Here is a 25,157-nt window from a genome sequence, read left to right on the forward strand (position 1 = left end):
CCGCCTCGATCCTGGTCTCCACCCCGCCGCAGATCGCCATGTCGGCCTCACCGAGCACGATCTGCTGCCAGGCCCGCGCGATGGCCTCGCACCCGGACGCGCACGCCGACACCGGCGTCATCACGCCGGCCTTGGCGTGCCGTTCCAGGCCGACCGCCGCGGCCGCGCCGTTGGGCATGTATTTCTGCACGCCCAACGGGGAGACCGCTTTGATGCCGCGAGCGCGCATGTCGTCGTAACTGAAGACCATCTCTTCCGACGACCCCAACCCGGTGCCGATGGACACGGCCAACCGGTTGGTGTCGACCTCCGGGTTGCCGGCGCTCTCCCACACCCGGCGGCCCAGGACGGTGGACATCCGTTGCAGGTAACCCGTGCGCCGCAGCTCGACACGGGTCAGCTGGCTGTCGAACTCCTCCACGAGGTGCCCGCCGATACGGACCGGCAGGTCGAACTCCTCGACAAAGGGATCCTCGAGAGTGCGGATGCCGCTTTGGCTGTCCTGCAACAGCTTCCACGTGTTCTCCGCGTCGGGTGCCAGCGCGGTCGTCATGGCGACGCCGGTGACGACCACATTGGGAAATGCTTTCCCGGTAACCAGCTCGGTCATGGGGCTTGCGAACTTTCCTTCCATACTTGTCCGGCTCCTCCTCGGGCCGTTTGCGGCCCGCATCGTCGCCGGACGCCGTGCTCAGTAGCGTCCGAACGCGAGGGCCACGTTGTGTCCCCCGAATCCGAACGAGTTGTTGATCGCGTAACGGAACTCGCCGTAGCGAGGTTCGCCCGCGACAATATCGAGGTCGATCTGGGGATCGGGGGTCTCGTAGTTGAGGGTCGGGGGTATGACGCCGTCCCGGAGGCTCAGCACCGTGAGAATCGATTCGAGGGCACCGACCGCGCCGATGGAGTGACCCAGCGCCGACTTGGGCGCATAGACCGCCGCGTGCTCGCAGCCGGCGACCCGCAGGGCGTTGGCCTCCGCGGCGTCGCCGATCGGGGTCGCGGTCCCGTGCGCGTTGACGTGGTCGATGTCCGCCGGCGACAAGCCCGCCAGTTCCATCGACCGTGTCATCGCCCGGCCGGCGCGCATGCCGTCGGCCGCGGGCGCCACCATGTGGAAGGCGTCCGAGGTGATGCCGGCACCGAGCAACCGGGCCAGCGGCTTGGCGCCGCGGGCCTTGGCGTGCTCCTCGGTCTCGATCAGCATGAGCGCCCCGGCCTCGCCGAATACGAAGCCGTCGCGGTCCCGGTCGAACGGGCGCGAGGCGCGCTCGGGCTCGTCGTTGCGGGTCGACATGGCCCGCATCATCGAGAACGCCGCGATCGGCAGCGCCTCGATGGGGCCCTCGACGCCGCCGCAGACGGCGACGTCGGCGTCACCCATGACGATCTGGCGCCACGCGTGGGCGATCGCCTCCGAACCCGAGGAGCAGGCCGACACCGGGGTCATCACCCCGGCGCGAGCCCCGAGCTGCAGCCCGACGGTCGCCGCGGCGCCGTTGGGCATGATCATCTGGACCGCGAGCGGGGACACCTTGCGAGGCCCGCCCTCGTTCATCAGGTCGTAGGTCTCGATGACCCGCTCGGCGCCACCCAGGCCGGTGCCGACGACGACGCTGAACCGGTCCGGATCCACGTCCGGGCTGCCGGCGGTCTCCCACAGGCGTGCGCTCAGCAACTTGCCCATGCGCTGGACGTACGACATGCGCCGCATGTCCAGCCTGCCCATGTGTTGGTCGACCGGCTCCTTGAGGTGGCCACCGATCTTGACGGCCAGGTCCCATTTGGCGACGAAATCGTCCTCGAGCACGCGGATGCCGCTCTCGCCGGCCAACAAACCCTTCCACGTGCCTTCGATGTCCGGCGCGATGGACGTCGTCGCCGTGACGGCGGTCACCACGACGTCCTTGAAAGGAGCGCCGCGGTAACCGCCATTAGCAGTGGAAGGCTTGCTCACTTGTCCGCTTCCAGCCTCGCCTTGACGTTGGCAACGGCGTCGGGGTTCTCCGACTCCAGCTTGGCGCGCAGCGCGGCGGCGGCCTCGGGGTCTTCTTCCTCGAGCTTCTGGATGTAGGAGACGACATCACCGACGGTGCGCAGACCGGCGAGGTCCTCGTCGGGGATCTTCACGCCGTACTTGTCCTCGGTCTGCACGGCGATCTCGACCATCGACAGCGAGTCGATGTCCAGGTCGTCGACGAACGACTTCTCCGGGGTGACCTCGGACGGCTCGATGCCGGTTACCTCTTCGATGATCTCGGCAATACCGGCAATGATTTCTTCCTGAGTGACGGCCACAGCCTGTTCCCTTCGTAATGTGTTGTGTGATGTGTGATGTGTGTTGTGTGTTGTGTGTTGTGTGGTAATCGAATTGACGTGTTATGTGGTTGTACTGGCGCGGCTGGCCCTCAGAGTTTCGCCAACGCGTCCAGGTCTGCGGGCGATTTGACGGCGCGGGCCGTGACTCCCCGAAGTTCACGCTTGGCGATCCCGGCCAGAGTGCCCGCGGGCGGGAACTCCACGATCGCCTGCACGTCGTGCTCACGCAGCGTCTGCGTGCACAGGTCCCAGCGCACCGGCTGGGTGAGCTGGGCGACCAGCGTCTCCATCGCCGCGGCCGCCGTCCGCACCGGCTTCCCGTCGTGATTGGACAGCAGGGTGGCGGTGGGTTCGGCCGTCGCGATCGCGGCCACCGCGGCGGCGTAGCCGTCGAGGGCCGACGCCATGTACCTGGTGTGGAACGCGCCGGCCACCCCGAGGGCGCGGACCCGGGCCCTGGCGGGCGGGTCTTCGGCGAGCTTCTCCAGCGCGGTCAGCGCGCCGGCGGCCACGATCTGGCCGGCCGCATTGCGGTTGGCGGGGAACAGGTCGAGCTGTTCGAGACGGGCCAGCACCTCGGCTTCGTCCCCGCCGAGCACCGCGGACATGCCGGTGGGCTCGGCGGCGCACGCCCTGGCCATCTCGGCGCCCCGCGTGGCGGCCAGCGCCACGGCGTCGTCCCCGCCCATCACCCCGGCGATCGCGTAGGCCGCGATCTCGCCGACGGAGTGACCGGCCACGATGAGGTCCTCTCCGGTGAGCAGTTCGCGCCTGGTCAGTTCCTGGTGGGCCAGCAGTGTGGCCGCGACGATCAGCGGCTGAGCGACCGCGGTGTCGGTGATCTCCTCGGTCGAGGCGGTGGTGCCCAGCCGCACGAGGTCCAGGCCACTGGCCTTCGACCACAAGGTCATCTGGTCGGCGGCGCCGGGCAGCTCCAGCCACGGCAACAGCATCCCCTCGGCCTGTGAACCCTGCCCGGGTGCAAGTAATGCGATCACATGTCTAAGAGAACACTGTGGAAACGGTTTTGGCGGGTGTAACAGATTATGAACCTTGTCTTAGCTTTTTGTATGGAGCCTACAAAACCGCTCGTGAAGCTACCTGTTCGATACCGCTCTGAGACCTGTTGTGTGGGTCACTATCGCCCGGGAAGCGCCGGCGCACCCGTCCTGACCGGCAGCGGAACCTGCGTCATGGTAGTGCCGGCAACACCGGCAGGGTGCATGGGGTAGTTGAGTTGACCGACCGTCGCCGCCACGCGCAGCACATATGCGTCCCTGGGCTGGGTCGGATCGCGCCCGGTGAAGTCGGTGATGCGCTTGAGGCGGTACCGCACGGTGTTTGGATGAACGAACAACTTCCTGGCACAAGCCTCAATCGCGCCGCCACAATCCAGGTAGGCCTCGAGTGTTTCGATCAGCGTGGGCCCGGCGTCGGCCAGCGGCCCCATCACGTCGGTGTGCAGCGCCACGATCGCCGAGGCGTCGCCCATCAGGGCGCGTTCGGGCAGGAGCTCGCGGGCTTGCACCGGCCTGGGCGCCCCGCTCCAGCCGGCGACCGCGTTCATCCCCGAGATCGCCTCGCTGGCGCTGTGGTAGGCCGCGGTCAGCATGGGCGCCGTGGGGCCGATGACGACCGGGCCGTCGGAAAAGGCGTTCAGCAGGGCGGTCAGGAACTTGTCGGTCGGCGACAGGTGGCCGGACACGATCGCCACCAGCCAGGTGCCGTGCACGTCGGTGAGGGCCGCCCGCCCGTGCCGGGCGGCGATGTCGCGGACGTCCTGGCTGGCGCGCTCGCTACCGGCCGGGCCGCCGGCACCTGTCGCGTCGCCGCGACCGGGGGCGGGGGTTCCGACGACGACCGTCGCCGGCGCGGTGGTGTCCCAGTTCAGGGCCGCCGCGCGGGACAGCAACTCGGGGCCGGTGTCGCCGCGGACCACCGCGTCGACGACGCTGGCCTCCATACGGCTGTCCCAGGTCCCCCGCGCCTCGGCCGCGTCCGCGTAGGCCGTGGCGGCGGTGAATGCGAGGTCGCGGCTGTACTTCAGGATCCCGACCGTCAGGGCGGTCAATTGCTCCTCGGAGCGGGCCAGCAGCGGCACCACCTCCTCGAAGAACTCCATGGTGACCCGCACCATCTCCACGCTGTGGCGCAGCGGCATCCGACGGGTCAGGTCCTGGGGCACCAGCTCGAAGGCCTGCGCGGTGTAGCTGACGTTGCTGTGCGGGTCGTGCATCCACTCCACGAAGTTCACCACCGCCGTTTGCACGACCAGCGCCACGCTGGCGCGCTGAGATGCTTCCAGTTCGGCGAAGAAGGGCAACCGTTCCTGCATGGCCGAAACCGCCTCGGTCGCCAGCCGGCCCGAGTACTGCTTCAGCCGCCGCAGCAGGGATTCCGGGACCGTGTCCAGCAGTTCCAGCGGCGACCGGGGGTGCTTGGCAAACGGACCCGCGAAGGCGTTGTCGTTCACCCCTAAAATCTACGCTTGCTTTCTGGACGTTTTCTCCAAAGCGGGGCGTGGGTCTTCAGCGCCCTCAGGCCACGCCGGGGTCCGACGTCTGCTCCGGGGCGGCCAGCACGTCGTCGATGCGGTACTCGCGCGCGGCGGCCACCGCCACCGACGGGTCGATCTCGCCGTCGCGCGCCAGCGCCTCGAGCACGGCGACGACCTGCGACTCGGCGTCGGTGTTGAAGTAGCGGCGCGCCGCGGGGCGGGTGTCGGAGAAGCCGAACCCGTCGGTGCCCAGCGTCACGTAGGTGCCCGGCACCCACGGCCGGATCTGCTCCGGCACCCCCCGCATCCAGTCCGACACGGCGACCACCGGCCCGGCGGCACCCTCGAGCGCCTTGGTGATGTAGGGCACCCCCGCGGGCCGGTCGGGGTGCAGCAGCCTGGCCTTCTCGACGGCGACGCCGTCGCGGTTCAGTTCGCCCCAACTGGTCACCGACCACACGTCGGCGGCGACGTCCCACTCCGCGGCCAGCATCTCCGCGGCCTTCAGCGCCCCGGGCATGGCCACCCCGGAGGCCAGGATCTGGGCCGTGTTCGCGCGCCGTTCCGCGGCCGTGCGGTACCGGTAGATGCCCCGCAACACGCCCTCGGGATCGAAGTTGTCCGGCTCGGGCGGCTGGGCGTAGGGCTCGTTGTAGACCGTGATGTAGAAGTACACGTTCTCCGGGTCCGGCCCGAACATGCGGGCCAGCCCGCCTTCGACGATGTAGGCGATCTCGTAGGCGAACGCCGGGTCGTAGGACACCACCGCGGGATTGGTGGCGGCCAGCAGCAGCGAGTGACCGTCGGCGTGCTGCAGGCCCTCGCCGGTCAGCGTCGTGCGGCCCGCGGTCGCCCCGAGCAGAAAGCCGCGCGCCATCTGGTCGGCCGCGGCCCACAGCCCGTCGCCGGTGCGCTGGAAGCCGAACATCGAATAGCAGATGTAGAGCGGGATCATCGGCTCGTTGTGCGTCGCGTAGGAGGTGCCGGCCGCGATGAACGAACCCACCGAACCCGCCTCGTTGATGCCCTCGTGCAGGATCTGGCCGATTTCGCTCTCCTTGTAGGCCAGCATCAGGTCGGCGTCCACTGCGGTGTACAGCTGGCCCAGGCGGTTGTAGATCTTCAACGACGGGAACCACGAGTCCATACCGAACGTGCGCGCCTCGTCGGGAATGATCGGGACGAGGCGGGGGCCGACCTCCTTATCCCGCATCACCTCTTTGAACGTGCGCACCAACGCCATCGTGGTGGCGACCTCCTGGTTCCCGGAACCCTTTTTCAACGGGGCGTAGATGTCGCGGCCGGGCAGCTTGAGCGCCTTGGTCTTGGTGCGCCGTTCGGGCAGGAAACCGCCCAGGGTGCGGCGCCGGTCGAGCAGGTAGCGGATCTCGGGGGCGTCGGAGCCGGGGTGGTAGTAGGGCGGCAGGTAGGGGTCCTCGTCGAGCTGGGCGTCGCTGATCGGGATCCGCATGGAGTCGCGGAACCACTTGAGGTCTTCCAGCGCCAGCTTCTTCATCTGGTGGGTGGCGTTGCGGCCCTGGAAGTGCGCGCCCAGCGAGTAGCCCTTGATGGTCTTGGCCAGGATCACCGTCGGCTGGCCCTTGTGGTCGACGGCGGCGCGGTAGGCGGCGTAGACCTTGCGGTAGTCGTGGCCCCCGCGCTTGAGGTTCCAGATCTCGGAGTCGCTCATGTTCGCCACCAGCGCCTTGGTGCGGGGGTCACGCCCGAAGAAGTGGTCGCGCACGTAACCGCCGTCGTTGGCCTTGTAGGTCTGGTAGTCGCCGTCGGGCGTGGTGTTCATCAGGTTCACCAGCGCGCCGTCGCGGTCGGCGTGCAGCAGCGCGTCCCACTCGCGGCCCCACACCACCTTGATGACGTTCCAGCCGGCCCCGCGGAAGAACGACTCCAGCTCCTGGATGATCTTGCCGTTGCCGCGCACCGGGCCGTCGAGGCGCTGCAGGTTGCAGTTGACCACGAAGGTCAGGTTGTCCAGGCCCTCGAGCGCACCGACGTGCGCCAGGCCGCGGCTCTCCGGTTCGTCCATCTCGCCGTCACCCAAAAAGCACCACACGTGCTGGTCGGAGGTGTCCTTGATGCCCCGGTCGTGCAGGTAGTGGTTGAACCGTGCCTGGTAGATGGCGTTGAGCGGGCCCAGGCCCATGGACACGGTGGGGAATTCCCAGAAGTTGGGCATCAGCCGCGGGTGCGGGTAGGACGGCAACCCGCCGCCGGGGTGGCTGTGCTCCTGGCGGAACCCGTCGAGCTGGTCGGTGGTCAGGCGGCCCTCCAGAAACGCGCGCGCGTAGATCCCGGGGGAGGCGTGGCCCTGGATGAACACCTGGTCGCCGCCGCCGGGATGCGACTTGCCGCGGAAGAAGTGGTTGAACCCGACCTCGTAGAGCGCCGCCGAGGACGCGTAGGTCGAAATGTGGCCGCCCACGCCGATTCCCGGGCGCTGGGCGCGGTGCACCATGATGGCGGCGTTCCACCTGATCCACGCCCGGTAGCGGCGCTCGACGTCCTCGTCGCCGGGGAACCACGGTTCCAGCTCGGTCGGGATGGTGTTGACGTAGTCGGTGGACGTCAGCGCCGGGATGGCCACCCGCTGCTCGCCCGCCCGTTCCAGCAGCCGCAACATGAGGTAGCGCGCCCGCGCCGGGCCCGACCGCTCCAGCAGTTCGTCGAAGGACTCCAGCCACTCCGAGGTCTCCTCGGGGTCGATGTCGGGCAGATACGACGCCACACCTTCGCGGATCACCCGAACCCGGTCGGGTTCACCTGCGCTGCTCGGGTTTTTCGCCAGATCATGGCGGGCGAACTCGGTGGTCAACGCACTGCTCCTGTGGTTTGCGGGACGTGTGCCTGCGCGGTGTATCGCACCTGGCCTCCCTATCGTGCCGCACCGGTGTCCGGTGCGGTAACCCGCCGTCCATCCGCCGCGCAACGTTCACCTGCCGCCGCGATCCGGTGCGTCGCGAGGTGGCGCGACACCGTCACCCGGTAACGTCAGCACCCGTGCTCATCGGATGGCGCGGGGTCCCTCGCGCGCACGTGGGGGACCTGCGCAGGCGAGGCGTTCTGGCGCTGGGCTGCGCGGCGTCGGTCCTGATGGGTGTGCTCGGCCTGGTGGCGGGGTGCACCACCGTCACCAACGGCACCGCGACGCCCGACACCAACCTGGCCCCGGCCTACCGGCAGTCGGTGTCGGCGTCGGTGTCGGCCTCCGAGGCGACGTCGAGCAGCAGGGAGTCCCAGCGGCAGCAGTCGCTGACGACCAGGGCGGTCCGCACCTCGTGCGATTCGCTGGCCACCGCGAGCAAAGACGCGATCGACAAGGTGAACGAGTTCGTGGCCGCGTTCAACGCGGGCCGCAGCACCGGCCCGACCGAGGGCCCGGCCGTCGGGGCGCTCAACGACAGCGCCTCGAAGGTCCTCAACAGCGTGAACGACGCGCTCTCGCCGCAGCTCAAAGACGCGTTCAACGCCTACGCCGATGCGGCGCACGCGGTGGCGAACGCCATCGGGACCCACGCGCCGACCGGCGAGTTCAACAAGCGGGTCGACCAGCTCAACGACGCGAAGACCAAGGCGCTGAAGCTGTGCCTGGCGTCGTTCTGAGACGCTGTTGTTCAGGCGATTCCCAGGTCATCCTCCCGAGGTACTCCCGAGGTTGAGGTATGGACCCGGTCCTGGCTATGCGACGATAATCCCCATCGCACGGCGCGGACGATTACAAGGAGGCTCCACGGTGGTCGCGGCGGATCACGCTCGCAAATTGGGCATCCAAAGAGACCAAGTCGTCCAGGAGTGGGGCTGGGACGAAGACACCGACGACGACATCCGCGCCTCGGTGGAGGAGGCGAGCGGCGGTGAGTTGCTCGACGAGGACACCGACGAGGTCGTCGACGTCGTGCTGCTGTGGTGGCGCGACGGCGACGGGGACCTGGTGGACACCCTGATGGATGCGATCGGTCCGCTGGCCGAGGACGGCGTGATCTGGGTGCTGACGCCCAAGACCGGCAAACCCGGGCACGTGCTGCCTGCGGACATCGCCGAGGCGGCGCCCACCGCGGGCCTGATGCCGACCTCGTCGGTCAACCTCGGGGACTGGGCCGCCAGCCGGCTGGTCCAGCCCAAGTCCCGGGCCGGCAAGCGCTGATGCTGCCGGTCGGAGCCACCGCCCCCGACTTCACGCTGCGTGACCAGAATCAGCAGCGTGTGAGCCTCAGCGGCTACCGCGACTCCAAGAACGTGCTGCTGGTGTTCTTCCCGTTGGCGTTCACCGGGATCTGCCAGGGCGAGCTGGACCAGCTGCGCGACCACCTGCCCGATTTCGAGAACGACGACCGCGCGGTGCTGGCCATCTCGGTGGGCCCGCCGCCCACGCACAAGATCTGGGCGATCCAGAGCGGGTTCCTGTTCCCGGTGCTCTCGGATTTCTGGCCGCACGGCGAGGTCAGCCGGGCCTACGGCGTGTTCAACGAGGACGCCGGCTACTCCAACCGCGGCACGTTCGCCGTCGATCGGACGGGGATCATCCGGTTCGCGGAGTGCAAGCAGCCCGGCGAGGCCCGCGACCAGCGCCTCTGGACCGAGGCACTGGCGGCTTTGCAGGATTGAGGATCTGGCGAGTGTGCGTGTCCGTACGCCGACACGCCGCGTGGCGCGTACAAACGCGCACCCTCGCCGATTTTGGGTACTTGCCCTCGGGGCGTGTAGCCTGCCCCGGCGGGCATGGGGCGCGTAGCTCAGTGGTAGAGCTCTGGTTTTACACACCAGCGGTCGGCGGTTCGATACCGTCCGCGCCCACCAGCGCGCTGCGACGATGACGAGGGGTGGTGAGGCCGTGCAGCCGTTCCGCATCGACGTTTCCGACGATGTCCTGCAGGACCTGCGAGCGCGCCTGGCGCGCACCCGCTGGCCCGAGGCCGAATGCGTGGACGACTGGAGTCAGGGCATCCCGCTGGACTACACCCGCGCGCTGGCCGGCTACTGGGCCGACGAATACGACTGGCGCTCCCGCGAGGCCGCGCTCAACCGCTTCGACCAGTTCACCACCGAGATCGACGGCCTGGACACCCATTTCATCCATCAGCGCTCACCGCACTCCGACGCGTTGCCGCTGCTGATCACGCACGGCTGGCCCGGCTCGATCGTGGAGTTCCACAAGGTCATCGAGCCGCTGACCAATCCGGCGTCCGGGCGCGCCGAGGATGCGTTTCACGTCGTGTGCCCGTCGCTTCCGGGCTACGGCTTCTCCGGGAAGCCGACCCGCACCGGCTGGGGCGTCGAACGGATCGCGCGGGCGTGGGAGACGCTGATGGGCCGCCTCGGCTACCAGCGGTACGGCGCGCAGGGCGGCGACTGGGGCGCGGCCGTGACCACCCAGATCGGCCGGAATCGCGGCCACTGCGCGGCGATCCACCTGAACATGCCGATCGGGCGCCCGACCCCCGGGGCCCTGAAGAACCCGACCGAAGAGGAGCAGCGGGCCCTGGCCGCGCTGGCCGAGCACCGCAGGTGGGGCACCGGCTACTCCAAACAGCAGTCCACCCGGCCCCAGACACTGGGCTACGGGCTGGCCGATTCGCCGGTGGGCCAGCTGGCGTGGATCGTGGAGAAGTTCTGGGCCTGGATGGATTGCGACGGCAATCCGGAGAACGTGCTGAGCCGCGACGAGCTGCTGGACAACGTGACGGTGTACTGGGTGACCGGCACGGCCACGTCCTCGGCCCGCCTGTACTGGGAGAGCTTCCGCGTCTGGGGAGAGCTGGACCGCGTCGAACTGCCCACGGGCGTCGCAGCTTTCCCGGGCGAGCTGCTCAAGACGCCGCGGTCCTGGTGCGAACCGGTCTACAACATCACGCACTGGACGGCCATGCCGCGCGGCGGGCACTTCGCGGCGTTCGAGCAGCCGGAGCTGTTCGTCGAGGACCTGCGCGCGTTCTTCGCCACAGTGCGCTGAGGCACTCGGCAACGGGGGCCGGATCGGCGGGTATGAGACGCTGCCGGGATGCTCAGCATGCGGCGGACCCGCAACGCCGGCGTGCTGGCCGGCTACCTGGCCGACGTCGCGCTGGGCGACCCGCGGCGGGGCCATCCGGTCGCGCTGTTCGGCGGCGCCGCGGCCTGGCTGGAGCGGGTCACCTACCGCGACAGCAGGATCGCCGGCGCCGCACACGTCGCGGTGCTGCTCGCCGCGGTGAGCACGCTGGGCGTGGCCGTGCGCGGCGCCGCCGCCCACACCGGCCGGCGCGGGCAGATCGCGGCCACCGCGGCGGCCACCTGGGTGGCGCTGGGGGGAACGTCGCTGGCGCGCACCGGCCTGCAGATGTCGCGGCTGCTGGGTCGCGGCGACGACGACGCCGCGCGCCGGCTGCTGCCGGCGCTGTGCGGACGCGACCCGGCCGCGCTGGATCGGGCGGGCCTGACGCGCGCGGCGCTGGAGTCGGTCGCCGAGAACACCTCGGATGCCCAGGTCGCGCCGCTGCTGTGGGCGGCCGCGGGCGGCGTGCCCGCGGTGCTGGCCTACCGCGCCATCAACACCCTGGACTCGATGATCGGCTACCGCTCGCCGCGCTACGCCCGGTTCGGCTGGGCCGCAGCGCGATTGGACGACGTGGCCAACTACGCCGCGGCGCGCGCGACCGCCGCCCTGGTGGTGATCTGCGCACCGTTGGTCGGCGGATCGCCGTCGGGTGCGGCGCGGGCCTGGCGCCGCGACGCCGCCGCCCATCCCAGCCCCAACGCGGGCGTGGTCGAGGCGGCCTTCGCCGGGGCGCTGGGGGTGCGGCTCGGCGGGCCGACGCAGTACCGCCACGAGCTGGAGATCCGGCCGGCACTCGGCGACGGCGCGGCGCCCGGCGTGGCCGACCTGCGCCGTGGGGTGGCGCTGTCGGCGGTGGTGCAGGCGGCGGCCGCGCTGCTCGCCGGCGGGTTGTCCTACCGCCGGCGGCCGTAGCGGTCGGCGATCTTGTCCTCGACGGTGGTCGGGCCTGCCGGGCCAGGTGCCTGCTGCTTTTCCTTGCGGCGGGCCTTGAGTTCGGAGTACGCGAAGTAGCCCAGTCCGATCGGCGCGAGGATGCCGAACGATATCCACTGGATGCCGTAGGACAGGAACGGCCCGGCATCCAGGTGCGGAATGCCGATGACGCCGAGCCCGCCGGGCTGGTCCTCGACCAGCTGCAGGTACGACCCGGCCAGCGGGACCCTGGTCAGCGTCGCGACCTGTTCGGTGTTGATCGAATACACTTGCTGGAAGCCGTCTTTGAGGAATGGCGCCTTGCCTTGGGCGGCCGGTTCGGAGTCGCGCAGGCGGGCCGTGATGGTGACGGTCTGCTGCGGAGCCGGGGGGATCGGGGGCACGTGCGAGCCCTGCTCGGGTCGCACGTAGCCGCGGTCGACCAGGACGGTCGGCCCGTCGTCGACCGCGAACGGTTCGAGCACCTCGAAGGCGGGGTCGCCCTCGACGACCCGCAGCCGGGCCAGCACCCGGAGGTCGGCGAGGTAGTGCCCCGTCGCCGTCACCCTGCACCACTGCGCGTCCGGAGCCGACGAAATCTGTTGCGGCAGAAGCGTTTTCAGTGGAACCGGCGCGGTGCGCAGGGACTGCTCTATCTGGTGGTTCTCCCGTGTCGTCCTGCTGTTCTTTCCCAGCTGCCACGGCGCGAGCACCGTGAAGCACAGGTAGGTGAAGGCGATGACCACCAGGGCCAGCGCTATCCAGCCCGGCCGCAGCAGGAACGCCACGCGGCGCATCAGCCCGCTCCGTTCCGGTCGAGCCGGTCGTCGACCCAGTCGTGCAGGCCGGGCAGGGCGGCCTCGATGACGGTGTAAACCGCCTCGAAGTCCTCGTGCTCGCCGTAGTAGGGGTCCTCGACGTCGGGCGTGTGGGCGCCCGAACGCGGGTCGAACGACCGCAGCATCCGTAGCCGCCGCGCCTCCACGCCCAGGTGTTGCAGCATCCGCAGATGGTTGCGGCTCATGGCGATGACCAGGTCGGCCGCGAGGTGGTCGGCGCCCACCTGGGCGGCGCGGTGATCGGTGGGGATGCCGTGGTCGCGCAGCACCCGGGCCGCCCGCGCGTCGGCGCTGCTGCCGACGTGCCAGTCCCCGGTGCCCGCGCTGGTCACCCGCACCGCGTCGCCCAGCCCACGCCGCCGCAGCTGGTCGGCGAACATCTTCTCGGCCATCACCGACCGGCAGATGTTGCCGGTACAGATGAACGTGACGTGCAGCGGCTCGCGATCAGACACCGAGGGCCCTCCGCAGCTCGGCGACGGTCCGGGCGGGCGTGGCGCCGTCGCCCAACCCGCCGGGGAAGTCGGCCTGCCCGTAGCCCCAGCCGACCACCACGGTGTCGATGCCGTGGTCGGCGGCGCCGACGACGTCGTGGCTGCGGTCGCCCACCATCAGGACGCGCTCGGGCAGCGGCGCCAGCTGCGCCAGCGCGTGGGCCAGGACGTCGGTCTTGGTGCTGCGCGAGCCGTCGGTGCCGGCCCCCGCGATCACCTCGAAGTACTCGTCGAGCCCGAAGTGGGCGAGGATGCGCCGTGCAATCGGCTCGGCCTTGGAGGTGGCCACGGCCATCCGCACGCCGGCCGCGCGCAGATCGGCCAGCAGCGGCTCGATGCCCTCGAACAGGCTGTTCATCGCCCAGCCCCGCGCGGCGTAATCGCTGTAGTAGGCCGCGATCGCCTCGTCGGTGGCCGCGCCGAGGCCCAGTGTGCGCAGCGTGGCGTGCATCGGCGGGCCGACGAGCCGGGCGACCAGATCGCCGTCGGGCACCGCGGCGCCGACCCGTTCCAGGGCGTGGCGGAAGCTGGCCACGATCCCCTCCGCGGAGTCGGTCAGCGTGCCGTCGAGGTCGAAGATCACCAGCTGCGCGGTCACCATGCTGCGTGTCACCAGACCATTGTCCCTGATTTCGGTTGTCCTCGAGGTTGCTGCGGCGTCCCCCCGACGGCCCACTAGTGTTTCACGGATGGCGAGTCTGCACCCGAGTCCGCCTGCGGCGGCGCGTTACCACGGTGACCAGGCCGTCGCTCCCGGGATGCTCGATTTCGCCGTCAACGTCCGCGACGCGCAGCCGCCGCAGTGGTTGGTGCGGCGGCTGGCCGAGCGGCTGGGCGACCTGGCGCGCTATCCCGGCGCCGACGACGTGCACCGCGCGCAGGACGCGGTGGCACGCCGGCACGGCCGCGCCCGCGACGAGGTCCTGCCGCTGGCCGGCGCGGCGGAGGGTTTCGCGCTGTTGAGCAACCTGCGTCCGGTCCGGGCGGTGGTCGTGGCGCCCGCGTTCACCGAGCCGGCGGCGGCACTGACCGCGGCCGGGGTGGCGGTGCGCCACGTCGTGCTCGAGCCGCCGTTCGGCCTGGACGGCGTGCGGCCGCCGGAGGACGCCGACCTGGTCGTGGTGGGCAATCCGACCAACCCGACCTCGGTGCTGCACACCCGTGAGCAGCTGCTGGCCTGGCGCCGGCCCGGGCGGATCCTGGTGGTCGACGAGGCGTTCGCCGACGCGGTGCCCGGCGAGCCGGAGTCGCTGGCCGGCGAGGCGCTGCCCGACGTGCTGGTGCTGCGCAGCCTCACCAAGACGTGGGCGCTGGCCGGGTTGCGGGTGGGGTACGCGCTCGGCGCGCCGGGGCTGTTGGCGCGGTTGACCGCGCAGCGGGCACACTGGCCGGTGGGAACTTTGCAGCTGACGGCGATCGCGGCCTGCTGCGACCCGGCGGCGGTCGCCGACGCGGCGGCCGGAGCGGTGCGGCTGGAGGCGTGCCGTGCCGACATGGCGGCCGGCCTGCAAGCCGTGGGCGCCGAGGTGTTCCCCGGCCGGGGGCCGTTCGTGCTGTTCCGCCACCCGGATGGCGTCCGGGTTCGAGAAGCTTTGAGAGACAAGGGGATTGCCATCCGTCGCTGTGATACATTCGTCGGCTTGGACGAGCGTTACCTGCGGGCGGCGGTGCGCCGCGAGTGGCCGCTGCTGGTCCGGGCCATCTCGGAGGCGACGACGAACGGGGTTCATCGGTGAATGTGCGACTGTCCGACGTCATCGACGTGCTGGACGAGGCCTACCCGCCGCGACTGGCTCAATCCTGGGACTCGGTGGGGCTGGTGTGCGGTGACCCCGACGACGCGCTGACGTCGGTGACCGTCGCGGTGGATGCCACACCCGCCGTCGTCGACGAAGTGCCCGCGGGCGGCCTGCTGCTGGCGCATCACCCGTTGCTGCTGCGCGGGGTCGACACGGTGGCGGCCAGTACGCCGAAGGGTGCGCTGGTGCACCGCCTGATCCGGACCGGGCGTGCCCTGTTCACCGCCCATACCAACGCCGACGCGGCGTCGCCGGGGGTGTCCGATGCCCTGGCGCGCGCCCTGGGCCTGACCGTCGAAGGCGTCCTCGAGCCGGTGGCGGCCCGCCCCGACCTGGACAAGTGGGTCATCTACGTGCCGCGGCAGAATGCCGAGGCGGTGCAGGCCGCGGTGTTCGGGGCCGGCGCGGGTCATATCGGCGACTATTCGCACTGCAGCTGGAGCGTCAGCGGCATCGGGCAGTTCCTGCCGCACGAGGGCGCCTCGCCGGCGATCGGCCGCGTCGGCACCGTCGAGCGGGTCGCCGAGGACCGGGTCGAGGTCATCGCTCCCGCGCGGCTGCGGGCCGGCGTGTGGGCGGCGATGCGCGCCGCCCACCCCTACGAGGAGCCCGCCTTCGACGTCTTCGCCCTGGTGCCCCCGCCGGGCGACACCGGGCTGGGCCGCATCTGCGCGCTGCCGGAGCCGGAGTCATTGCACCACTTCGTATCTCGTGTCGATGACGCGCTGCCGCGGACCACCTGGGGCGTACGCGCCGCGGGTGATCCCGACGGAGCCGTGTCGCGGGTGGCCGTCTGCGGCGGTGCCGGGGATGCGCTGCTGGCCGCCGCGTCGGGCGCCGGCGTGCAGGCCTACGTCACGGCCGATCTGCGGCACCACCCGGCCGACGAGCACCGGCGGGCCTCGGATGTGGCCCTGATCGACGTCGCGCACTGGGCCAGTGAGTTCCCCTGGTGCGAGCAGGCCGCCGGCCTGTTGCGGTCCCGATTCCCCGGCGCGCTCGAGGTGCGGGTGTGCGGAATTCGCACCGACCCCTGGAACCTGGGGCACCTTGGCAACGAAGCCGGGAGGAATGAGCCATGAAAGCCGAATTAACACAGCAACTTTCGCTGCTCGAATTGTCGAAGCTGGACGCCGAGGCGTCCCGGCTCGCGCACCGGTCCGCCCACCTGCCCCAGCAGGAGGAGTGCGACCGGATGCAGGGCGAACGCGACGCCGCGCGGGACCGGGCCGCCGCGGTCGCGATCGCGCTGCACGACGTGGACGCGCAGGTGAGCCGGCTGGAGGCCGAGGTCGAATCAGTGCGGCAGCGCGAGAACCGCGACCGCTCGCTGCTGGCCTCGGGCGCCACGGACGTCAAGCAGCTGACCGACCTCCAGCACGAGCTCGAGACCCTGGAACGCCGGCAGGCGAGCCTGGAAGATTCGCTGCTGGAGGTGATGGAGCGGCGCGAGGAGCTGCAGGCCCAGCTGGACGCCGAGACGACCGCGGCGGATGCGCTGCAGGCCGAGCTGGCCGGGGCCGAGCAGGCGCTCGACGCCGCGCGCGCCGAGATCGACGCGGCCCGCCGGGTTCACGCGTCGCGCCGCGACGAGCTGACCGCGGCACTGGACCCCGCCCTGTCCGCCCTCTACGAGCGGCAGCGCGCCGGGGGCGGGCCGGGCGCCGCCCCGCTGCTCGGGCGCCGCTGCGGTGCGTGCCGTCTCGAGATCGACCGTGGGGAGATGTCGCGCATCTCGGCCGCCCCCGAGGACGAGTTGGTGCGCTGCCCGGAGTGCGGCGCGATCCTGCTGCGGGTCAAGGGCTTCGAGCAGTGAAGGTCGTCATCGAAGCGGACGGCGGCTCGCGTGGCAACCCCGGCCCCGCCGGGTACGGCGCGGTGGTGCTCAGCGACGACCGTTCGGCCGTGCTGGCCGAGGCCAAACGGGCGATCGGCCGGGCGACCAACAACGTCGCCGAATACCGGGGCCTGATTGCGGGTTTGGCGGTTGCCCTGGAGCTGGGTGCCACCGAGGCCGCGGTCTTCCTGGACTCCAAGCTGCTGGTGGAGCAGATGTCGGGGCGGTGGAAGGTCAAGCACCCGGACCTCAAGGAATTGCACGCCGAGGCCCGCGCGCTGGCGTCGCGGTTCGACCGGGTCCGTTACAGCTGGGTCCCGCGGGAGCGCAACGCACACGCCGACCGATTGGCCAACGAGGCGATGGACGAGGCATCGGACCCGCCGGACGCCGCGCCGGCGAGAACCGCCGAGACGGCGAAAACCACTGCGGCCCGGGCCCCGAGCGCACCGAGATGGACGGGCGCGCACGGCACGCCGACCAGGTTCCTGCTGCTGCGGCACGGTCAGACCGAATTGTCGGCGCAACGTCGCTATTCGGGGCGTGGCAACCCGGGACTGACCGAGGCGGGCCGGCGCCAGGCCGGGGCCGCCGCGCGGTACCTGGCCCGGCGCGGCGGGATCGCCGCGGTGTTCTCCTCACCGCTGCAGCGGGCGTACGACACCGCGGCGACGGCGGCCAAGGCGCTCGGCCTGGACGTGACCGTCGACGACGACCTCGTCGAGACCGATTTCGGCGACTGGGAGGGGTTGACATTTGCCGAAGCGGCGCAGCGCGATTCGGAGTTGCATCGCCGCTGGCTGCAGGACGCCGGCACCTCCCCGCCGGGCGGCGAGAGTTTCGAGGCCGTGCGCGACCGGGCGGCGCGGGCGCGTGAGCGGATCGTCGCGGCGCACGAAGGGGACACCGTGCTGGTGGTCTCGCACGTGACGCCGATCAAGATGCTGCTGCGGCTGGCACTGGACGCGGGGCCCGGGATCCTGTACCGGCTGCACCTCGACCTGGCGTCGCTGAGCATCGCCGAGTTCTATTCCGACGGAGGCTCTTCGGTGCGTCTGGTGAACCAGACCGCGTACTTGTAGGAAGGTGTCCAGGTCCTCCAGCGGCAGCCCCAGCGGCTGCAGGAAGACGGTGCAGGGCAGCGGTACCGCGAACTCGGCGCGCAAGTCGCATTCCCCGCGGTCGGCGAAAGCGTCGATCATGTCGTTGACCAGTTCGGTCACGCGCGGTTCGCGCCGGGCCATCTCGCGGCCCCGGTGGGCAATCCCATCCGGGGGCCGATCCCCGTTTGGCAAGGGCGCCGGGTTCCGGCATGCTCGCGGTATGCACAACGACGATAAACCCGAAGACGCGCGGCGGTTCTGGGAAGAGCGCTACAGCTCATCCGGTCGGACCTGGAGTGGGCGCGTCAATGCCCAACTCGTCGAGGCGGCCGCCGAACTGCCGCCCGGCCGGGCCCTGGATCTCGGCAGCGGCGAGGGCGCCGACGCGCTGTGGCTTGCCGAACGCGGTTGGCGGGTGCTGGCCGTCGACGTCTCGGAGACCGCGCTGCAGCGCGCCTCGGAGGCCGCAGCTGGACGAAACCTGCTGGACCGTATCGAGTTTCAGTGCCATGACCTCAACGAGAGTTTCCCGGAGGGGACGTTCGACCTGGTGTCGGCGCAATACCTGCACTCACCGGCGCGACTGGACCGCGAGGCGGTGCTGCGCCGGGCCGCCGAGCACGTCGCCCCCGGCGGGGTGCTGCTGATCGTCGACCACGGCGAAGCCCCGCCCTGGGCCAAAGAGCACCTGCACCGGTTTCCCGGAATCGAGGAGGTGTTGGCGGGGATGCAGCTGGACGCGACCTGGACGCGGCTGCGGGCCGAGCAGGTCGGGCGGGAGACGCTCGGCCCGGACGGTCAGCCCGCGACCCTGGTCGACAACGTGATGGTGCTGCGGAAAGCCGCATAGCCCCGCGGTTGCTGGCCCCGGCGCTGCGCAGCGGGTACCGTGGGGCGTCGCGGACGAGTTGGCCGGGCGGCCGCGGAGCGCCGCGAGGCGGTTCGAGGAAAGTCCGGACTTCACAGAGCAGGGTGATTGCTAACGGCAATCCGAGGTGACTCGCGGGAAAGTGCCACAGAAAACAAACCGCCACCCTCGCGGTGGTAAGGGTGAAACGGTGCGGTAAGAGCGCACCAGCATTCCGGGTGACCGGGGTGGCTAGGCAAACCCCACCCGAAGCAAGGTCAAGAAGGCCGCACCGCAAGGTGGCGGCCGCGCAGGCGTTCGAGGGTTGCTCGCCCGAGCCTGCGGGTAGACCGCTCGAGGCACCCGGCAACGGTGTGTCCAGATGGATGGTCGCCGCCGCGCCGCCGCTGCTCACGCCGCGGCGGCGGGGAACAGAATCCGGCTTACAGGCCAACTCGTCCGCCCACCTTCGCGGCCAACGGCTCAGCGTTGCGCTTTGCGCACCGACTTGTCCAGGGCCCGCAACGCGTCGTCGACCTGCCGCTCGCACGTCTGGGCCAGGTCGACCTCCTGCTGGTAGAGCAGGCCGTAGGTGAAGGTGTCCTCCCCGGCGGCGTGCGCGGCGTCGGCCTGCCGCAGCAGGTGCTCCCGGCTGACCACGCTGTCCTGGTGCTCGCCGAGCAGCGTCTGGATCGCCTTCGCCCGCTCGGACACCTCCGCCGCGCCGGTCGCGGCCCCGGTGTACCGGAGGCGCTTGGCGCGCTTGCGGATTCGGTGCAGGGCTTCGTCGCGATGCTCCTGGGGAGCACGGGCGGCGGCCTTGGCGGCCCTGCGCACCTTCTGGTAGGCCGCGTCGATGGTCACCGGCGCGGCGTCCCGGCCGGCCACGGCCGCCGGGGGATGGGCCACCACCGCGTCCAGGGCGTTGAGCAGACGGAAGTAGCGCTGCGATCGCATCGCGGCCAGGGACCGGCGCAACCCGGCCTGATAGCGGCGCCGGGCGCCCTCGATCAGGCGTTCGCGGACCCCGCCGCGCACCAGCTCGGGCGGCAGCCCGTCCAGCGCCTGCCGGTACCGCGCACCGAGCACCTCGGCGTCTCGGGCACCGCCCAGCACATTGCCGAGCTCCCGCAGCTCGTCGAGCACCCATGCGTCGGCCGACGACGCGAACTCCGGCGACTCACCGAGCAGGCTGCGGATCTTGCGGATGGTCACCCGCATCTGGTGCACGGCGTCGTCGGCGTCGGCCCGGACGGCCCGATCCCACACCAGTAGCGCGCCGACCTGCTCGGCCACCGCGTGGCGCACGGGGTCGGCGGGCGGCCCGGTGTCGTCGGGCTGCACCGTCGGGCCGAGCACCCGGGCCAGCTTGGAGGCGTGGCCGGCGGGCGCGGCGCCGGCGTCCAGCAGTCGATTGCCCAGCCGGGTCAGCAGCTCGGTGTCGGGGGCCCGGTCCGTCGTGACGAGCTCGAGCTCCCATTCGCGCCACTCCTGCTCGGCGGGCTGCTCGGCGGGGGACGCGCCGATCGACCACGCGGTGACGTGATCGTTGCTGAACTCCGCGAGCGCCGCGCCGTCCATTCCGTACAGCACCCGGGTCTCGCGTTCGGTGGAGATGCGCGCGACCGGTGTGAGGGGGCGGTCGCGCACGATGGCCAGCACGATGTCGCGCAGCTCGCCCGGCACGCCCTCACCGTCGGGGGCATCCAGCGGCGCGCGGACCTCGGTGCGGGCGTCGGGCCCGGCCGGCAACTTCAGGTGCCAGCCTGCGTCGGACCCGCCGGTGCGGCGCCGCAGGGTGATCTTGTTGCGCGCCAGGTTCTGGGCGGGGGTGTCGAAGTAGGTGGCGTCCAGCGACTGGGTCGGCAACTTCTCGACGCGCGCCACCGCGGCGATCCCGTCGAAGGAGGGCGACACCGCCGAGTCGGCGACGTCGAACTTGCGCTCCACCTCCAGGTAACGCGAGGCTTTGGGCGCTCTTGCAGGCATCTCGGCTCCGTGGCGGGCGCGGCGGCGCCATCGGGTACGTCGTGGACGGTGCTGAATGTACACGCAGCCTCGCCGTCGCTCCCGGGCGCGGACGGCTACGGGCGCAGGTGCGTCGCCCGCCCCGACAGCCCCGGCCGCGCGCGGCGCTCGGGCCGGCGCGCAGCCTGCCCCCGGCGGCTCCGGCAACTTCAGGATCGTCCGGCGCGCGGGATCGTTTCCGGGAGTGATCGTTAACATTCTGTCATGCAACGGATTTCGGCGTTGGTAACAGGATTGACCTTTGCCGGCGGGTCGAACGTGGAGCTCTGGCCCGCTGCGCTGATCGCACGTTTGGAGCGAAACGAGCAAGGCGACAGGTACTTTCGCGGGCAGACGGCCGCACGCAGCGACCGGTCTGCAGGATTCGCGCCCGGCCCCGGCGTGTCGGAGGCCGGGGAATGCTCAGAAGCAGTGTTCGTCGGCGGGGAAGCTCCCCTCGGCCACCTCTTGGGCGTACTGCATTGCGGCGCGCCGCAACTCGGCTCCGACGTCGCCGAACCGCTTGACGAACCGGGCGGTCTTGCCGCCGCTCATCCCGGCCATGTCCTGCCAGACCAGGACCTGGCCGTCGCAGTTGGGGCCGGCCCCGATCCCGATCGTCGGGATGGTCAGCTTGCCGGTGATCTGGGTGGCCAGCTCGGCGGGCACCATCTCCATCACCACCGAGAACGCGCCCGCCTCGGCGACGGCGATCGCGTCCGTGACGGTCTGTTCGGCGGCGTCCCCACGGCCCTGCACCCGGAATCCGCCGAGGCCGTTGACGCTCTGCGGCGTGAAGCCGATGTGCGCCATCACCGGGATGCCCGCCGCGGTCAAGCACGCGATCTGCTCGGCGACCCGCTCGCCGCCCTCGAGCTTGACGGCGTGCGCGCCGCCCTCCTTCATGAAGCGGGTGGCCGAGGCCAGCGCCGCGGCCGGCCCGGCCTCGTAGCTGCCGAACGGCAGATCGGCGACCACCAGGGCATGCTGGGCTCCCCGCACCACGCCGCGCACCAGCGGGATCAGCTCGTCGATCGAGACGGGCACGGTGGTGTCGTAGCCGTACACCACGTTGGCGGCCGAGTCGCCGACCAGCAACACCGGGATACCGGCCTCGTCGAAAACGCGGGCGGTCGAGTAGTCGTAGACCGTGAGCATGGCCCACCTGTGGCCTTCGGCCTTCATCTTTTGCAAGTGGTGGGTGCGGATCTTGGTGAGCGGCCGGGACGGCCCGGAAGAGCTTGCGCCGTAGACGTTCTGTTCAGACATCATTGTCCCTCAAGGTCGTCGGGTCGATCCTCGTGGCCCTCGAGGTGGCAATCCTGGAAGGGTCCCCGGGTTCGTCTGACCCCCGACATTCTGCCATTTCTTTTGCGCAGTCGCACCGTCGGGCGGATGTGAGACATACCATGCTGCGCATGCAGCGCCTCACCGGCCTGGACGCAAGCTTCCTCTACCTGGAAACCTCGTCGCAGCCCTTGCACGTTTGCTCGGTCCTCGAACTGGACACCGCCACGATGCCGGGAGGCTACACCTTCGACCGGCTTCGCGACGCGTTGTCGCTGCGGATCAAGGCGATGCCGGAGTTCCGCGAAAAGCTGGCCAACAGTCCGCTGAATCTCGACCACCCGGTCTGGGTGGACGACGAGGACTTCGACGTCGATCGTCACCTGCACCGGATCGGGCTGCCGCCACCGGGGGGCCGCGCGGAGCTGTCCGAGATCTGCGGCCACATCGCGTCGCTGCCGCTGGACCGCCGCAGGCCGCTGTGGGAGATGTGGGTGATCGAGGGGGTGGCGGGCACCGATTGTCACCGCGTGGGCGAACCGGGAGGTCGCCTGGCGGTGATGACCAAGGTGCACCACGCCGGGGTGGACGGGGTGACCGGCGCCAGCCTGATGGAGAAGCTGTGCAGCACCGAGCCCGACGCCCCCGCGCCGGATGCGGCCGACGGCGTCGGCGGGGCCACCGGGTGGCGGATCGCCGCCGGCGGGTTGCTGCGGTTCGCCGCCCGGCCGTTGCGGCTGGCCGGCGTGGTGCCCGAGACCGTGTCGTCGATGGTCACGACCCTGCGCAAGGCGCGCGAGGGCCAGACGATGGCGCGCCCGTTCGCCGCGCCGCGCACCGCGTTCAACGCCAGCATCAGCGGCCGCCGCAACATCGCCTACGCCGAACTGGACCTCGACGACGTCAAGGCGGTGAAGAACCACTTCGGGGTCAAGGTCAACGACGTGGTGATGGCCCTGGTCTCCGGGGCGCTGCGCCAGTACCTGGGCGAGCGTGCCGGGCTGCCCGACTCGTCGCTGGTGGCGATGGTGCCGGTGTCGGTGCACGGCAAGTCCGACCGTCCCGGGCGCAACCAGATCTCCGGGATGTTCGCCAACCTGCAAACCCACCTCGGTGACCCGGCAGAACGGCTGAAGGCCATCGCCGAAGCGAATGCGGTTGCCAAGCAGCATAGTTCGGCCCTGGGCGCCACGCTGCTGCAGGATTGGTCGCAATTCGCGGCCCCGGGCATCTTCGGGCTCGCGATGCGCCTCTACGCCAGAACCAAGCTGACCGAGACCATGCCGGTCCACAACCTGGTGGTGTCCAACGTCGCGGGTCCGCAGCTTCCGCTGTACTTCCTGGGCTGCGACGTCAAAGCGATGTACCCGCTCGGCCCGATCTTCCACGGCTCGGGTCTCAACATCACCGTGATGTCGCTGCGGGGCAGTTTGGACGTCGGGCTCATCTCGTGCCCCGACCTGCTACCGGACCTGTGGGAACTCGCCGACGAGTTCAAGGTGGGAATGGAAGAGCTGCTCGCGGCGACCGGACAGCCGACCGGCGGGCGCCGCTAACCAGCAACTTGGCCCTTCTCTGGCAGCATAGGTGGGCATGAGCCTGTCTCGCCGCGACAAGGTCGCGCGCACGCTGCTGATCTGGACGACGGTCGCCGCCGTGGCGCTTCTTCTCGCCGGCTGCTTCCGCGTCGTCGGCGGGCGTGCGGTGATGGCGGGACCCAAGCTGGGCCAGGCGGTGGAGTGGACACCGTGCCGGACGGTGGGCGGTCAGGTCAAACTCCCCGGCGGCGCGCTGTGCGGCAGGCTGGCGGTGCCGGTCGACTACGACCATCTCGGCGGCGACGTGGCGACGCTGGCCATGATTCGCTTCCCCGCGACAGGGGACAAGATCGGTTCGCTGGTGATCAATCCCGGCGGCCCCGGCGAGTCCGGCATCGAGGCCGCGCTGGGCGTGGTCCAGTCGCTGACGAAGCGGGTCCGCGAGCGGTTCGATCTGGTCGGGTTCGACCCCCGTGGGGTGGGATCCTCCCGGCCGGCCATCTGGTGCAACTCCGACGCCGACAACGACCAATTGCGCACCGAGCCCGACGTCGACTACACCCCGGCCGGCGTGGCCCACATCGAGGACGAGACCAAACAGTTCGTCGGCCGCTGCGTCGACAAGATGGGCCTGAATTTCCTGGCGAACGTCGGGACGGTCAACGTCGCCCGGGACCTGGACGCCATCCGCGCGGCGCTGGGCGACGACAAGCTGACCTACCTCGGCTACTCCTACGGCACCCGGATCGGCGCCGCCTACGCCGAGGCCTACCCGGAGAACGTGCGGGCGATGATCCTCGACGGCGCCGTCGACCCCAACGCCGACCCCATCGAGGCGGACCTGCGGCAGGCCAAGGGATTTCAGGACGCGTTCAACAACTACGCCGCAGACTGCGCGAAGAAGCCGACCTGCCCGCTGGGCACCGACCCCGCCAAGGCCGTCGAGGTCTACCACAGCCTGGTCGACCCGCTGGTCGACCCGAACGACCCGATGATCGGCAGGCCGGCGCACACCAAGGACCCGCGGGGGTTGAGTTACAGCGACGCGATCGTGGGCACGATCATGGCGTTGTACTCGCCGACGCTGTGGCACCACCTGACCGAAGGCCTGACCGAGCTCGAGAACGACCGCGGCGACACCCTGCTCGCCCTGGCCGACATGTACATGAGGCGCGACTCGCGCGGCCACTACACCAATGCCACCGACGCGCGGGTGGCGATCAACTGCGTCGACCAGCCGCCGATCAAGGACCGGGCCAAGGTCATCGAGGAGGACCGGCGCTCGCGCGAGATCGCCCCCTTCATGAGCTACGGAAAGTTCACGGGGGACGCCCCGCTGGGCACGTGCGCGTTCTGGCCGGTGCCCCCCACCAGCAAGCCGCACACCATCTCGGTGCCCAACCTGGCGCCCACGGTGGTGGTGTCGACCACCCACGACCCGGCGACGCCGTACAAGGCCGGCGTCGATTTGGCGAACGAGCTGCGCAGTTCGCTGCTCACCTTCGACGGCACCCAGCACACGGTCGTCTTCCAGGGCGACAGCTGCATCGACAACTACGTGACGGCCTACCTCGTCGGCGGGGACACGCCCCCGCGCGGGGCCAAGTGCTGAATTCCGCGCCGAACGCG

Annotated in this window: 22 protein-coding genes, 1 tRNA gene, 1 other RNA gene and 2 pseudogenes; 14 read left to right on the forward strand and 12 right to left on the reverse strand. The window is 70.5% G+C overall.

Features of this window, described 5'->3' with window-relative positions; translation table 11 throughout:
• The 6 genes and pseudogenes from kasB to aceE form a co-directional block, all read right to left on the reverse strand.
• Window positions 1-610: pseudogene (kasB, locus tag FPZ47_RS15285) on the reverse strand (3-oxoacyl-ACP synthase KasB); the annotation flags it as partial.
• A gap of 81 nt (window positions 611-691) precedes the next feature.
• Window positions 692-1,957 carry a 3-oxoacyl-ACP synthase KasA gene (gene kasA / locus FPZ47_RS15290; protein WP_144948451.1) on the reverse strand — a complete coding sequence of 422 codons (1,266 nt, stop codon included), beginning with the start codon at window positions 1,955-1,957 and terminating at the stop codon, window positions 692-694.
• Complete coding sequence (gene acpM, locus FPZ47_RS15295; RefSeq protein ID WP_046184098.1) at window positions 1,954-2,298, reverse strand: meromycolate extension acyl carrier protein AcpM; 345 nt, start codon at window positions 2,296-2,298, stop codon at window positions 1,954-1,956. Before acpM ends, kasA begins: the two co-directional genes overlap by 4 nt.
• Window positions 2,299-2,408: 110 nt before the next feature.
• Window positions 2,409-3,317: an ACP S-malonyltransferase gene (locus tag FPZ47_RS15300; RefSeq protein WP_144948454.1), complete on the reverse strand. Its 909-nt coding sequence runs from the start codon at window positions 3,315-3,317 to the stop codon at window positions 2,409-2,411.
• Between the two features lie 140 nt (window positions 3,318-3,457).
• A complete protein-coding gene (locus tag FPZ47_RS15305; protein ID WP_144948457.1) occupies window positions 3,458-4,792 on the reverse strand; it encodes a PucR family transcriptional regulator in 1,335 nt (444 codons plus the stop codon).
• 64 nt (window positions 4,793-4,856) lie between these two features.
• The gene (aceE, locus tag FPZ47_RS15310; protein WP_144948460.1) at window positions 4,857-7,646 is read right to left on the reverse strand and encodes a pyruvate dehydrogenase (acetyl-transferring), homodimeric type; all 2,790 of its coding nucleotides are present in this window, start codon (window positions 7,644-7,646) and stop codon (window positions 4,857-4,859) included.
• A gap of 185 nt (window positions 7,647-7,831) precedes the next feature.
• Here aceE and FPZ47_RS15315 point away from each other — a divergent pair, with 185 nt between their 5' ends.
• From FPZ47_RS15315 to FPZ47_RS15340, 6 genes are all read left to right on the forward strand, one after another.
• Entirely contained in the window at window positions 7,832-8,434 is a 603-nt protein-coding gene (locus FPZ47_RS15315) for a hypothetical protein (RefSeq protein ID WP_144948462.1), read from the forward strand.
• Window positions 8,435-8,564: 130 nt separating this feature from the next.
• Entirely contained in the window at window positions 8,565-8,975 is a 411-nt protein-coding gene (locus tag FPZ47_RS15320; RefSeq protein ID WP_144948464.1) for a DUF3052 domain-containing protein, read from the forward strand.
• The gene (locus FPZ47_RS15325) at window positions 8,975-9,436 is read left to right on the forward strand and encodes a peroxiredoxin (protein ID WP_144948466.1); all 462 of its coding nucleotides are present in this window, start codon (window positions 8,975-8,977) and stop codon (window positions 9,434-9,436) included. Before FPZ47_RS15320 ends, FPZ47_RS15325 begins: the two co-directional genes overlap by 1 nt.
• A gap of 117 nt (window positions 9,437-9,553) precedes the next feature.
• Window positions 9,554-9,628: transfer RNA gene (locus tag FPZ47_RS15330), tRNA-Val, on the forward strand.
• 34 nt (window positions 9,629-9,662) lie between these two features.
• Window positions 9,663-10,781, forward strand: coding sequence for an epoxide hydrolase family protein (locus FPZ47_RS15335; RefSeq protein WP_144948514.1), 1,119 nt, complete (start codon window positions 9,663-9,665; stop codon window positions 10,779-10,781).
• 48 nt (window positions 10,782-10,829) lie between these two features.
• Window positions 10,830-11,777: a cobalamin biosynthesis protein gene (locus FPZ47_RS15340; protein ID WP_144948468.1), complete on the forward strand. Its 948-nt coding sequence runs from the start codon at window positions 10,830-10,832 to the stop codon at window positions 11,775-11,777.
• Here FPZ47_RS15340 and FPZ47_RS15345 read toward each other — a convergent pair.
• From FPZ47_RS15345 to FPZ47_RS15355, 3 genes are read right to left on the reverse strand one after another with little or no spacing between them, the layout of a single operon-like run.
• Window positions 11,759-12,574 (reverse strand): SURF1 family cytochrome oxidase biogenesis protein, encoded by an 816-nt coding sequence (locus FPZ47_RS15345; protein WP_144948470.1) that lies wholly within the window; start codon window positions 12,572-12,574, stop codon window positions 11,759-11,761. The two genes, FPZ47_RS15340 and FPZ47_RS15345, sit on opposite strands and share 19 nt — an antisense overlap.
• On the reverse strand, window positions 12,574-13,071 hold the full coding sequence (locus tag FPZ47_RS15350; protein WP_144948471.1) for a low molecular weight protein-tyrosine-phosphatase: 498 nt from the start codon (window positions 13,069-13,071) through the stop codon (window positions 12,574-12,576). Before FPZ47_RS15350 ends, FPZ47_RS15345 begins: the two co-directional genes overlap by 1 nt.
• Window positions 13,064-13,711 carry an HAD-IA family hydrolase gene (locus FPZ47_RS15355; RefSeq protein ID WP_144948517.1) on the reverse strand — a complete coding sequence of 216 codons (648 nt, stop codon included), beginning with the start codon at window positions 13,709-13,711 and terminating at the stop codon, window positions 13,064-13,066. The genes FPZ47_RS15350 and FPZ47_RS15355 overlap by 8 nt, the downstream gene beginning before the upstream one ends.
• Window positions 13,712-13,799: 88 nt before the next feature.
• Here FPZ47_RS15355 and cobC point away from each other — a divergent pair, with 88 nt between their 5' ends.
• The 4 genes from cobC to FPZ47_RS15375 are packed head-to-tail and all read left to right on the forward strand — an operon-like array spanning window position 13,800 to window position 17,828.
• Window positions 13,800-14,846 (forward strand): Rv2231c family histidinol phosphate aminotransferase CobC, encoded by a 1,047-nt coding sequence (cobC, locus tag FPZ47_RS15360; RefSeq protein ID WP_246133275.1) that lies wholly within the window; start codon window positions 13,800-13,802, stop codon window positions 14,844-14,846.
• Window positions 14,843-15,991, forward strand: coding sequence for a Nif3-like dinuclear metal center hexameric protein (locus FPZ47_RS15365; RefSeq protein WP_144948474.1), 1,149 nt, complete (start codon window positions 14,843-14,845; stop codon window positions 15,989-15,991). Before cobC ends, FPZ47_RS15365 begins: the two co-directional genes overlap by 4 nt.
• Window positions 15,988-16,725, forward strand: a complete 738-nt coding sequence (locus FPZ47_RS15370; protein WP_144948476.1) for a zinc ribbon domain-containing protein — start codon at window positions 15,988-15,990, stop codon at window positions 16,723-16,725. Before FPZ47_RS15365 ends, FPZ47_RS15370 begins: the two co-directional genes overlap by 4 nt.
• Window positions 16,722-17,828, forward strand: coding sequence for a bifunctional RNase H/acid phosphatase (locus tag FPZ47_RS15375; protein ID WP_144948477.1), 1,107 nt, complete (start codon window positions 16,722-16,724; stop codon window positions 17,826-17,828). Before FPZ47_RS15370 ends, FPZ47_RS15375 begins: the two co-directional genes overlap by 4 nt.
• Here FPZ47_RS15375 and FPZ47_RS29505 read toward each other — a convergent pair.
• Window positions 17,826-17,999, reverse strand: a pseudogene (locus FPZ47_RS29505) (cytochrome P450); the annotation flags it as partial. The gene FPZ47_RS15375 and the pseudogene FPZ47_RS29505 sit on opposite strands and share 3 nt — an antisense overlap.
• 70 nt (window positions 18,000-18,069) lie before the next feature.
• Between FPZ47_RS29505 and FPZ47_RS15385 the strand changes: the two are divergent.
• Both FPZ47_RS15385 and rnpB read left to right on the forward strand, forming a co-directional pair.
• Window positions 18,070-18,699 carry a class I SAM-dependent methyltransferase gene (locus FPZ47_RS15385; protein WP_144948480.1) on the forward strand — a complete coding sequence of 210 codons (630 nt, stop codon included), beginning with the start codon at window positions 18,070-18,072 and terminating at the stop codon, window positions 18,697-18,699.
• Between the two features lie 54 nt (window positions 18,700-18,753).
• An RNA gene (gene rnpB / locus FPZ47_RS15390) (RNase P RNA component class A) lies at window positions 18,754-19,158 on the forward strand.
• Between the two features lie 21 nt (window positions 19,159-19,179).
• Here the strand turns inward: rnpB and FPZ47_RS15395 are convergent.
• Together FPZ47_RS15395 and panB are read right to left on the reverse strand one after the other, a co-directional pair.
• Entirely contained in the window at window positions 19,180-20,685 is a 1,506-nt protein-coding gene (locus FPZ47_RS15395) for a CYTH and CHAD domain-containing protein (protein WP_144948483.1), read from the reverse strand.
• A gap of 441 nt (window positions 20,686-21,126) precedes the next feature.
• On the reverse strand, window positions 21,127-21,972 hold the full coding sequence (gene panB, locus FPZ47_RS15400) for a 3-methyl-2-oxobutanoate hydroxymethyltransferase (protein WP_144948486.1): 846 nt from the start codon (window positions 21,970-21,972) through the stop codon (window positions 21,127-21,129).
• Window positions 21,973-22,121: 149 nt separating this feature from the next.
• On the opposite strand from panB, the gene FPZ47_RS15405 reads away from it, so the two are divergent.
• Together FPZ47_RS15405 and FPZ47_RS15410 are read left to right on the forward strand one after the other, a co-directional pair.
• A complete protein-coding gene (locus tag FPZ47_RS15405) occupies window positions 22,122-23,546 on the forward strand; it encodes a WS/DGAT/MGAT family O-acyltransferase (RefSeq protein WP_144948489.1) in 1,425 nt (474 codons plus the stop codon).
• 31 nt (window positions 23,547-23,577) lie between these two features.
• Window positions 23,578-25,140: an alpha/beta hydrolase gene (locus tag FPZ47_RS15410; protein WP_144948492.1), complete on the forward strand. Its 1,563-nt coding sequence runs from the start codon at window positions 23,578-23,580 to the stop codon at window positions 25,138-25,140.
• Window positions 25,141-25,157: the final 17 nt, after the last annotated feature.

The sequence above is a fragment of the Mycobacterium helveticum genome (genome assembly GCF_007714205.1).
GTDB lineage: Bacteria > Actinomycetota > Actinomycetes > Mycobacteriales > Mycobacteriaceae > Mycobacterium > Mycobacterium helveticum.